Annotated in this window: 8 protein-coding genes; 2 read left to right on the top strand and 6 right to left on the bottom strand. The window is 61.1% G+C overall.

Translation table 11 applies throughout. The annotated features are described in order from the left end of the window. Nucleotides 1-144: 144 nt before the first annotated feature. The 3 genes from NCR38_RS00985 to NCR38_RS00975 all read right to left on the bottom strand — a co-directional run bounded on the left by NCR38_RS00985 (nucleotide 145) and on the right by NCR38_RS00975 (nucleotide 4,737). Entirely contained in the window at nucleotides 145-1,401 is a 1,257-nt protein-coding gene (locus tag NCR38_RS00985) for a phage/plasmid primase, P4 family (protein ID WP_250476205.1), read from the bottom strand. A 268-nt stretch (nucleotides 1,402-1,669) separates the two neighbouring features. Continuing rightward, entirely contained in the window at nucleotides 1,670-2,671 is a 1,002-nt protein-coding gene (locus tag NCR38_RS00980; RefSeq protein ID WP_250476204.1) for a hypothetical protein, read from the bottom strand. Nucleotides 2,672-3,012: 341 nt separating this feature from the next. After that, on the bottom strand, nucleotides 3,013-4,737 hold the full coding sequence (locus NCR38_RS00975; protein WP_250476203.1) for a recombinase family protein: 1,725 nt from the start codon (nucleotides 4,735-4,737) through the stop codon (nucleotides 3,013-3,015). A 100-nt stretch (nucleotides 4,738-4,837) separates the two neighbouring features. Between NCR38_RS00975 and NCR38_RS00970 the strand changes: the two genes are divergently transcribed. Then, a complete protein-coding gene (locus NCR38_RS00970; protein WP_409241414.1) occupies nucleotides 4,838-6,238 on the top strand; it encodes a YifB family Mg chelatase-like AAA ATPase in 1,401 nt (466 codons plus the stop codon). Between the two features lie 379 nt (nucleotides 6,239-6,617). Here the strand turns inward: NCR38_RS00970 and NCR38_RS00965 are convergent, their stop codons facing one another. Beyond that, nucleotides 6,618-7,067: a hypothetical protein gene (locus NCR38_RS00965; protein ID WP_250476202.1), complete on the bottom strand. Its 450-nt coding sequence runs from the start codon at nucleotides 7,065-7,067 to the stop codon at nucleotides 6,618-6,620. Between the two features lie 311 nt (nucleotides 7,068-7,378). Between NCR38_RS00965 and NCR38_RS00960 the strand changes: the two genes are divergently transcribed. After that, nucleotides 7,379-7,915 carry a peroxiredoxin gene (locus NCR38_RS00960; protein ID WP_061116845.1) on the top strand — a complete coding sequence of 179 codons (537 nt, stop codon included), beginning with the start codon at nucleotides 7,379-7,381 and terminating at the stop codon, nucleotides 7,913-7,915. 55 nt (nucleotides 7,916-7,970) lie between these two features. On the opposite strand, the gene NCR38_RS00955 is transcribed toward NCR38_RS00960, so the two are convergent. Continuing rightward, the gene (locus NCR38_RS00955) at nucleotides 7,971-9,305 is read right to left on the bottom strand and encodes a sigma-54 dependent transcriptional regulator (protein WP_250476201.1); all 1,335 of its coding nucleotides are present in this window, start codon (nucleotides 9,303-9,305) and stop codon (nucleotides 7,971-7,973) included. 29 nt (nucleotides 9,306-9,334) lie between these two features. Further along, the gene (locus tag NCR38_RS00950; RefSeq protein WP_409219247.1) at nucleotides 9,335-11,326 is read right to left on the bottom strand and encodes an ATP-binding protein; all 1,992 of its coding nucleotides are present in this window, start codon (nucleotides 11,324-11,326) and stop codon (nucleotides 9,335-9,337) included. Nucleotides 11,327-11,333 lie beyond the last annotated feature (7 nt).

The following is an 11,333-nucleotide window of genomic DNA, read 5'->3' as shown; positions in this document are numbered from 1 at the left end:
TGTCTCCGTCAAGCTGAACGCGCCCATCATGCGTCGAAATATTCAGCAGTGGGAAACGGTTGTGCCGAGTCGCTTACGCTCAAAGCGGCGGTACCTACATCATCACGCCGGTCTGGCTCGGGTGCGTATTGGCTAACCTGCGATTTACAACCGGACGTTACAGGTTCGGATGCGGCCAGCCCCCGTGGTCAGGCGACCCTCCTCAACTCGACCCAGGGTACCGGGCAACTGCTTCCAGAATTTTGGCGACGAAACAGGGACCATGCCATTGGCCTTGGACCACACCGCGTATGCGGCATAGACCACCGACTTTGACGTATCGACTGATGTGCTCAACTTGACGTCCCGGTCATCGGTCCATGCCTGTACGGAATTGCTCTCGATGCGCGCAGACCGGGTGGCGCTTTGGATTGCCGCCGGTACGCACTCGTCGAAGCGACCACGCGCGAGCAGGCGCATCAAGCCTTCCAGCGCCCAGCTCAACACGCCCGACAACTCGCGGTCGATGATGCGTTGAGCGAGTAGCGGGTCACGTTCGCTGGCCGGGATTTCGACCTCGAACGGCACGACATCGAACCGTCGCCAGAAACCGTTGGACTGGTCCTGGATTGCGGGAATCTGGTTCGCGAGCGATAACCACTTTGCGGTAATTCGCGTTGAGATGGGGTCCCGGTACTTGCGATTGATTTGGACCTTCTCGCCTGCAATCAGAGATTTGATTGCCTGCTCGTTGATGTTGCGCTGGGGAGCTTCGTCGCAGTAAATGAGCGACGCACCTATTAGATTGGACATGCCGAAACCATCTAGCTTGTTGAGCTGGACAGCAGCAGTGCGAACGTGCAGCGCCTGGGTGATATTCGCCAGCACACCCTTACCGTTCGCGCCGGAGCCGACCCATAGCTGCGCACGCTGATAGCGAGCGTCGGGCAGCAGCGTATAGCCGATGTATTCCTGTACGCGTGAGCGCACGTCGGTGTCGGGCAGGACACGTTCGAGGAACGCGCCGAACTCGCGCGGCATTGGCGCACCCGGCACATAGTCGCAGTTCAGGACGTGGCGCATGCCAAGCGTCTTGTCGTGCGAGCACAGGCTGACGCCACCGTCGATGTGCAGATACCCGTTTTGTACGGGAATGACGGCGACGTGGGTCGCTTCGGCGAGCTTGGGGAGCCATAGGACAGCCGTCTTGTAGGCGGCAGCGGCATTAGTGCCGCTGGCCTCGCCATGCTCACCGCAGTCGTCTATCCATCGGATAGCGAAACGCTCGACCTCATCGTCGGCCATCGCCGTCCAATGGGTGCCCGTCCACTCATATAGCAACCCGTCAGCGGAAGCATAGGTTCCGGAGCGCTCCAGCATTTTTGCGAAGTCAATGGGCTTGAACTTGGTGGCGGCGCTCATGCGGACACCTCCACGGCGGGGGCCAGAAAGGCGGCTTGAATACTATCAGGGGTGAATCTGAGCGAAATGTATTTGGTAGTGTTCATGTCAACGACTGCATCGGACCATGCACAGCGGGTCTCGAACGAGCGTTGATAACGTGCCGAAATCGTTTCAACGCCCGTCCGAGAATTCCGCTTTGCCTAGCTGTGTTCTTCGGCGTTGACGAAATATCGGGTGGGGTGATGGTGAGGTAGCAAGACTGGGGTAGTGGGGTATTTGCATCCCACTACCTACCGGCGAACTTGTTGTGATTCGCCATTCTGATTCGATTGGCTTCCAATGCGTCGTCCCATATACCCTTAAACGTGTGGTCGTTCCCGGTAAACAGATGGGGGTCTTGCTCCTCGCACAGTTTGCGAATTTCCTTTTGACCACGGTCAGGAACTTGCAGGCGTGGATACCGCAATTTGTCGGCCATTTCCTCAATGAGCCTAATCTGCCGCTCACGCCTTCCTAATTTTGTGGCCTCGTTGCACGGGCTGCTCTGTGCTTGCTGGTCTGGAAGCGGTACGGCATTCGATTTGTCGTCCGGCTGGACATTAGATGCATCGAGCGGCCACACGTGCCCATGCTGGGAACACCAAGCGCGAACGTCGGCGTGGGCCAGCATTTGCTTCCCGGAAACCGTCGTCACGCCGATAGCCCCACGCTCGATTGCGTCGGACAGCGCCCTGCCCCATCGACCAAAGACGTCGTCATGCTCGGGGGAGTGGCGTTCGGCAGCAACTGTACTGGCTGTGAGAATTCCCACGGCCCTGCCGTATGAAAGCCAAGCTTGGCCATCATAGGCGAGTATCCAGCCAGGGATGCGCCGCCCATCGGGAAAGACTCGGCTTACGGAGCCCTCGTCACCTGGGCGCGAAATAGCGATGTCGTGGCGAGCAAGGAACGGGTAGATGTCGGACGCGTAGAAACCGAAGCGGTCGAATACCGGCTGGGCTTCGTCGTTTGGTCTATCATCGTCATCGAACAGCGTGCCATGGCTTCCGAAAATACTGAGCAGCCGCAACAGACGCAAACGGGCATCTATGTCCATCGGACAAAGGATGCCTAGCTCGTCACGACGACGAATATAGTTGATGCCTGCGGGGTCATCGGACAGGCACGAAGCCAAATCACGAGCTGCCTCGTAGGCATATATCGCCTCAGCTTTCTCAATTTGGGCAAAGAGTTCCCACAGGCTAATAAATCGACCACCATCGTCTGGGCGGCTTACCTCTTCACTCACTGTACCCTCGCACGAAACGTCGCGACTGGCTACGCCGCCACATTGGTTGAGCATTCCCCTGTCAGCAAGGTGCCTCCAGTGGCTATTCTAACGACGTGCGCAGCAGGAACTTGAGGGATATTCCTCTTCTGCCACATTGGGCAGAACCTCGCCCGCCATTTGGCAAATGGCCGAGAATATGCCAGAGAACGGCGTCACTGGCGCCGATGCATGCGCCGACCGTCGCTAACTGCTTGCGCAAATCGTGCGGCTTGAACGCTGGGGCTCCGGTGCCAATCAACAGCGCGCGCACCAGCCGACGTATCAGGACGAAGCGATGATTACGCGAAGGGAGGCGGGAATCAGGCGCCCATGGCTTGCCGTAGGGCGTCTATATCTCGCTCTGCGGCTTCTAATTGCTCGGCGCTTGGGTAAGAAGGTGGCTCTAAGTCCACGAAATCGAGCGGGAGCCATACAGGCTTCTCACGCCCTTTAATGGAAAACTCGACATGCCTGGTTGGCTGATGCACAGTGATTTTCTCGACGATACGCGCCAGCTCCTCACGCAGACGCATAGCGCCATCCACTCCATCGCGACCGGTCGCAACCTGGTCTATTTCGCGGAAAATTTTCGCGAATGCGGCGATTGACTCGGCATCCCCGCCAAGGTGCGCGTGGTCCGCCAGTTCGGCACGCACACGAGCGAGTTCTTCCTTGCTCTTGTTGAGCGCCCCGCCCTCGCTATCCAGCCTTTCCAACAGCGCCGCTCTAGCAGATGATGTCGTGACGCTACCGGCGAGGTCAAGCAACCCATCCATGTTGGCTTGGTGCTTCGCAACCTCCGTTTCAAGCACATCGGCGCGTGCTCTTAGTGAATCCAGTGAGGTGCCAGTGTTCCAGTGGTTCGGCAGCCACGTAGACGCCACGTGGCTTACGCAGCCTTCCAGCTGCAACGACGCAACGCTAGCGCACTTCGTCAGGCCTCTAACGCGGGCAACGCAGTAGTATCGTGCATAGCCAGGTTGCTTCGCTGATGCTTTGTTCTTACGAACCAGTGAATTTCCGCATTCGCCGCATTTCACCAGCCCATAGAGCCAGTTCCGCGCTTCCGCATCTCGTCGACCTGGCCGAATGCCACGCCGTAGCGACGTAGCTTGCGCTCTAAGAAATGTGGATTCGTCAATGATGACCGGGTAGTAATCGCGAATCGGCTCGCCAACGGCAATTCTGTTCCTGCTATCTTCGCGGTCAATACGTTTAGGTTGATACTCACCGAGAACCGCTCGATTTTTGAGAATCCGATTGACCAACGATAGATGCCAATGGCCGCTCGTATCCCTGCGCTGAGCAAAGTCTTCGTCTGTCTCCCCGGCTTTTCGGACAGGTGCTTTCCCTGGCACTGGCCAGCGCTCTCGATTTGCTCGGCTGCAGATTGCGACTGCGCCTGCGCCATTAATGCGCATCTCGAATACCCGCCGCACACTTTCGACCAGGTCGGGCACCGGCTCGAATCCGGTTTTATCTGCCTTTGCTCTCAACCAACGAGGCGCTTCGCTCGTCACAATCCGGGTCGCAGTGCCATCCGCCGCGCGTTTTTTCTTTTGTTCCCAGACTGCTGTCAAGCGGTCAGATTTTCGCGCGCTTTCATCGTTAGCGCGCGCCATAAAGATTATTGCCGTGAAAAGTTCTGCAAGGTCCGTAAGGGACTCTCTGGTCCATTCTTTTTCATCGACCAACGTAACAACGACGATGCCTGCCTCAATCAAGTCCATCAGTAACCGTAGTGCGACGTTGACATTTGCCCTAGATAATCGGTCGAACTGCTCAATGATGAGAAAGCTGCCCGAGGGCACCTTTCCGGCCTTTACGGCTTCGATGAATTCGGCGAGTTTGCCCGTCTCCATGTTCTTTTTTCGGAACGCGGAAACGCCAAGGTCGCGATACGCTGATTCACGCACGAGGCGCAAACCCTTCTTTTCGCAATATTTTTCGGTTAGCTCGAGCTGTCGACGAAGGCTGTCGCCCAAAGCCTGGCGGGCAGTGCTGAATCTGATATAGCTGTAGGCTAAAGGCGTTTTCTTGTCCACGTTCGGCATCGCTTAAGACTGTTGGGGTTGGTGCAATTATATATCTACTTCGTCCATCGTCGGCCTGCCCGATCTCGAAGTCCGTGAAAGCCGGGAGCGCGTGCGCGCCGCGCTTCAGAACTGCGGTTTCGATTTTCCCGTCCGCCGGATCACCGTCAATCTCGCGCCAGCCGATCTGCCGAAGGAAAGCGGCCGCTTCGATCTGCCGATCGCGCTCGGCATTCTTGCAGCGAGCGGTCAGATCCCGGCCGAATCGCTCGAGCATCGCGAGTTCGCCGGTGAACTGTCGCTCACCGGCGCGCTGCGTCCGATGCGCGGCGCATTCGCGATGGTCTGCGGCGCGGCGCGTCACTATGCATCGATCCGCGATCCGGATACGCGCATCCCGGAGATCTACGTGCCGCTCGCAAGCGCGGCGGAGGCGGCGCTCGTGCCGGGCATCGAGGTGTTCGGCGCGGCGGACTTGCCTACGCTCTGTGCGCATCTGAACGGTGTCCCCGATGCGCGGCTCAGGCCGGTGCACGCCGCGCCGCTTGCGCCGATAGCCGAGCCCGCCGCCGATCTCGCCGACGTGATCGGCCATCCCGCCGCGCGGCGCGCGCTCGAAGTGGCCGCCGCGGGCGGACATCATCTGCTGATGGTGGGACCGCCCGGCGCGGGCAAATCGATGCTCGCCGCGCGCTTGCCGGGCCTGCTTCCGCCAATGAACGACGACGAAGCGCTCACCTCCGCGGCGATCCTCTCGGCGAGCTCGCTCGGCTTCACGCCCGGGCAGTGGCGGCGACGGCCGTTTCGCGCGCCGCATCATTCGTCGAGTGCGGCGGCGCTCGTCGGCGGGCGTAATCCGCCGCAGCCGGGCGAGATCACGCTCGCGCATCTCGGCGTCCTGTTTCTCGACGAGTTTCCCGAGTTCGATCGAAAAGTGCTGGAGACCCTGCGCGAACCGCTCGAAGTCGGCCAAATCACGATTTCGCGCGCCGCGCAGCAGGCGGACTTTCCGGCGGCCTGCCAGCTCGTCGCCGCGATGAACCCATGTCCGTGCGGCTGGCGGGGCGACCCGAGCGGACGGTGCCGCTGCTCACCCGATGTCGCCGCACGTTATCTTCGCAAACTGTCCGGGCCACTGATGGACCGCATCGATATTCAAATCGAACTGCCGGCACTATCGCCGGCGGAACTGTCGGCGCGCGACGTGAAACGCGGTGAGCCGAGCGCCACGGTCGCGGCGCGCGTCGCGGCGGCGCGCGACATTCAGGTGCAGCGTCAGGGCAAGATCAACCGCGACCTCGACGGTCGCGAGGCTGACGAAGTCTGCCGCCCCGATTCGACCGGAGAAGCGTTGTTGCGCGCGGCGGGCGAACGCTTCGGCTGGTCGGCGCGCGCGTACTACCGCGTGCTCAAAGTCGTGCGGACGATCGCCGACCTCGCCGGTGCCGATATGCCCAATGCATCGCACGTCGCGGAGGCAGTTCAGTATCGGCGGCTGCCGACGGCTGCCTAGTGTCGACGCTGCCAAGCACGGGTCCAAGCCCTGCTACCACGAAAAGTGCTTGTCAAGACTTGACTTATGCACACTGAACCGATCCGGGACGATCTTTCATCCGATCAAACCCCCGTTTCCAGTCGTTTTTGCAGACCATTGATTTTATTGAATTATTTAACTTGCCACGAACGAAGGCAAACTAACGTAAACCGTATGAACTGGGCTTTTGCGCGCCACCGCACATTCTTTTCCACAATGTTATCCACAGACATTGTGGATAGCGGAAAAAGTCCATATGAATCCGTGAATTAGCGCGTAAACTTACGAGGAAACCTAGCTTGTTTTCGCGAATGCAGGACGCTCTTAAATCAACGCGTGCAGAATTCGAGGCCTTCCTCTAAAAGAGTTTGAAGGACGTAAAGAATTGTTCTGCCTGCTCTCGGGGCGGCGCTTTGTCCGACACGATCGCCAGTTGATAGACGTGCGCGCCGCGCGCGACGAATCTCGCCTGAATCGTCCGCGACTGGTGTTTCTCGCCGCCTTCGCCTTTCACTTCCATCTCGCTTCCAAGCACGCGCCCGCCGGCGGCGAGTTCGATTTGCGTCGCACGCGCGCCCGGTTGCGCGTTGACGTTGCGCGCGAGCCCCTGCTGAAGGAAATCGAGCGTCGCCCGCTGCAATTGCGGGTCGGCATGCGGCAGCACCACCGTGCCGACGGCGAAGACGGCATCGCCGGCTTCGGCGGTTTGCATGCGCATCGTCATCGACTGGCCGGCAATTTCGATTTGCCGCTCCTCCGAACGCGGCTTCGCGGGCAACGTCACTTCGTAGCCATCGTCGTTGTTCATCACGGTGCGCCAGTCGTACGAGGGCGTGCACGCGAGTAAGGCGCCGCATGCGACAGATGCGCACACCCATTTGGTGGCCGACTTCAGGCTCGGAAGAATGCGCGATGTTGCACGATGCCAGAGAGACGGAAACACGGAGAAAACTCGCTTCATAAGGAACCGCTGCGTGGAAAAGCATCATTATCGCGCTGCAATGCCGGACTTATCGGCGCGTCAGGAATCCATCCCGAAATTGGCGCTAAAATAGCCAGCAGTCTCCGTTCCGGCGGCGGGGTCCGCAAACTGCGGAAATGAGCAACATGAGGTTCAACATGTCCCAATCCACGCAAGACACATCCACGCGCGCCAAGAGCCCGCTGCGCTACATCGTGATGGCGCTCGTCGCGGGCGTGATCGCCTGCACCGGGTATTTCGCCTTCGGCGGCCAGCAGAAGGTGCCGGATGCGACTTTCACGCTGCTTTCGGGACAGAAGATTTCCACGTCGGGCGATCTCAAGGGCAAGGTCTACCTCGTCAACTTCTGGGCGACGAGCTGCGAGACCTGCATGAAGGAAATGCCGCAGATGATCGACACGTACAACAAGTTCAAGGGCCGCGGCCTGGAGTTCGTGGCGGTCGCGATGAACTACGACGCGCCGATGTACGTCAGCAACTACGCGCAGACGCGCAACCTGCCGTTCAAGGTCGCGATGGACGACGGCAGCGCCGCGAAGCAGTTCGGCAACGTACAACTGACGCCGACGACCTTCGTCATCGACAAGAACGGCAAGATTTTGAAGCGCTATGTCGGCGAGCCGACGTTCGCGGAACTCGATCAACTGCTCGACAAGGCGCTCGGTTCGGCCTAAAGCGCCGCTTCCGAAAATCAGAAAAAAGCCCGCTGGCGCAACCAGCGGGCTTTTTTTATCGCTCGGACGAATCGCCTTTCACGACGATTCCATACCGCTTTATCTTCTCGTACAACGTCGCCTTGCCGAGCTGGAGCCGGTCCGCGGCCACAGCGACCGCGCCGCCGCAATGCTCAAGCGCCTCCGCGATCACCGCGCGCTCGAACTGCTCGGTGCGTTCCTTGAGCGATTGCGTCGACAGGTCGAGTGCGGCCGCGCCGCCATCATCGAGAATGCCGAGCACCATGCGATCCGCCGCATTGCGCAGCTCGCGCACGTTGCCGGGCCAGTCACGCTGCATCAGATCCGCGCGCTGGCGATCCGTGATGAGCGGCGCGGGCCGCTCGTAGCGCACGGCTGCATCGAGCAGAAAATGTTCGAAGAGCGGGACGATATCTTCGCGCCGTTCGTTGAGCGGCGGCAGCGTGATCGTCACCACGTTCAGCCGGTACAACAGGTCGCGGCGGAACGTGCCGTCGGCGACGTGTTCGTTCATGTCGCCCTTCGCGGCCGCGACGACACGCAGATTCGCACGCACCGGCTGATTCGAGCCGAGCCGCTCCAGCACGCCGTCCTGCAGCACGCGCAGCAGCTTGACCTGCAACGAGAGCGGCATGCTTTCGATTTCATCGAGAAAAAGCGTGCCGCCCGACGCATGCTCAAGCTTGCCGATGCGCCGCTTCTGCGCGCCGGTGAACGCGCCCTGTTCGTAGCCGAACATCTCGGATTCGAACATCTGCTCCGGCAGCGCCCCGCAATTCACCGCGATGAACGGCTTGTCGCGACGCGGCGACATTTCGTGCAGGCTTCGCGCGATCAGTTCCTTGCCCGCGCCGGTATCGCCGTTGATGAGCACGGAGGCATCCGTCGGCGCGACGTTCGCGATCAGCCGCCGCACCTGCTCGATCGCCGGACTGCGCCCGATGATGCGGCTTTGTCCCGCCAGCTCCCGCCGCAACGCCTGATTTTCGAGCACCAGCGATCTGCGCTCGAGCGCGCGGCGCACCGCTTCGATCAATCGCTCGGAGGCGAACGGCTTTTCGATGAAGTCATACGCGCCGTCGCGCATCGCCTGCACGGCCATCGAGATATCGCCGTGGCCGGTGACGAGGATCACCGGCACTTCGGGCGCGCGCTCGCGGCATTGCGCGAGCAGATCGAGGCCGCTCGCGCCGGGCAGACGGATATCGCTCACGATCACGCCGGGGAAACTCGCGTCGATCGCGCGCGCGGCGGACTCGACGCTGCCGTGGCCGGTCACGTCGAAGCCCGCGAGTTGCAGGGTCTGCACGCTCGCGCGGCGCACGAGTTCGTCGTCTTCGATGAAGATCACCTGCAAACCGGGCGTCATTGTCTTGTCTCGATTCAAAGTTTCGGATGCTACGCGCGACGCAGCGTCAATACGAATTCTGCGCCGTACGATCCGTCCGCGTCGGCCTGCGTACCGCCTTCCGGTCCGTCCGCGACGATCGGCGCCTCGCGATTGCGCGCGACGAGCGTGCCGCCATAGTCACGCGCGATCGCCGAGGAAATCGCGAGCCCGAGGCCCAGGCCCTGCCCCATTTCCTTCGTCGTGAAGAACGGCTCGAAAAGACGCGGCAGCGCGTCGGCGGGAATGCCGGGGCCGTTATCGCGCACCATGAGTTCGATCGTGTCCGCGCGCGTGTTCAGTTCGATGACGATGCGCGGCTTGTCGCACGACGCGACCGCATCGAGCGCATTGCCGATCAGATTGATGAACACCTGCTCGAGCCGCAAATCCTCGCAACGCACGAACACAGGCGCGCTGCCTTCGGCGAGCTCCGGCGCGATATCGATGACGACATTCTTCATGCGCGGACGCAGCATCGAGAACACCTGGCGCAATGCGCGCGCGACGTCCGCACGTGCGTTCTTTGGCCGCGCCTTCGTGACAAAGAGCTTGAGCTGATTCGTGATGTTGCCCATGCGCTCGGTCAGCGATGCGATCGCTTCGAGATTCTCACGCGCCGCCGCCTGATCGCCGCGCTCGATCAGCACGCGGGTGTTGTCGGAGAAACTGCGCAACGCGGCGAGCGGCTGATTCAGTTCGTGCGTGATGCCGGCCGCCATCTGGCCGAGCGCGGCGAGCTTGCTCGCCTGAATGAGCTCGTCGTGCGCCGCGCGCAAGTCCTGCTCCGCGCGCGTGCGCTCGTTGACTTCTTTCGTCAGTTGCGCATTCGCTTCGGACAAATCGGCCGTGCGCTCCGCGACACGCTGGTTCAACTCGGCATACGCGGTCTGCAGCAACTCGCGGCTGCGGATCATCTCTCGCACGCGCGCGCGGCGCATGCGCCAGTAGAACGCGAGCAGGCACAGCGACACGAACACGAGCGCCGTGACGATGACCGCGTTCTGCGCGGCGCTTTCGACGGGATCGAGCGCGGCCATCGTGATCAGTTGCCAGTCGGGCTCGCCGATGGAACGATGCGTCGCGAGAAACGCCGGCGCGTTGCGCCCGCCGCCGACACGCACGATCTGCGCGCCGTCGCTGAAGGTCTTCACGACGGTCATCGGCAATGGCGTGATCGCCTGCTGTGCGTACTGGCGCGTCGCATACACCGAAGCCTCGATGTTCTGCGGCAGCGGCCGCACCGTGTGATATTTCCACGCCGGCACCGACGAGAGAAAGATGACGCCGTGATCGTCCGTGACGATGAGCGGCTCGGCCGCATCGGCGCCTTGCAGCCATTCCAGATTGAGCTTCACGACCGCAACGCCGATGACCTCGCGCGTGCCTTCGCGGTACACCGGCTGCGAAATGTAATAGCCGGGTTCGATGGAAATCGTCCCGATGCCGAAGAACCGGCCGACGCCGCCCTTCATCGCATCGATGAAATACGGCCGGAAGTTATAGTCCACGCCGACGAAGCTGTCCGCCGCATTCCAGTTACTCGCGGCGACGCTGATCCCGTTCGAGCGGATCAGATAGGTGACTGTGGCATGCGCGCGCGCGTTGAGATCTTCGAGATAGCGGTTCGCGCGCTCGACATTGGCCTTATCGGGATGATCCAGCGCGTTCTGCACGACAGGATGCCGCGAGAGCAGATACGGCAGATATTCGTAGCGGTCGAGCGTGCTCTTGAGCGTGTTCGTCGTGCGATCGACGCGCGCGGCGGCATTGAGCCTGAGCTCGTCGATGCCGCTTTGCCACGCGAGCTGCCACGTGAGCGCGCAGCACGCCACGAGCGCGGCGCATAGCGCGAAGAACACGAGGATGCGGCGCGTCACGTGAGCAGATTCCCGCGAGTGAGGATCTGTCATTGTGGCATAGGCGCCTTCTGGATAAGGCTTTGCGGACGCCGCAAGCGATTGCGGCGAAGCACTCTCGGACTGAGGCTTCGCCGCTTGCATGATCGCG

The organism is Caballeronia sp. INML1 (assembly GCF_023631085.1).
Classification (GTDB): Bacteria; Pseudomonadota; Gammaproteobacteria; order Burkholderiales; family Burkholderiaceae; genus Caballeronia; species Caballeronia turbans.
Note: the sequence above shows the minus strand (reverse complement) of the source record. Positions and strands in the feature narration are given on the sequence as shown.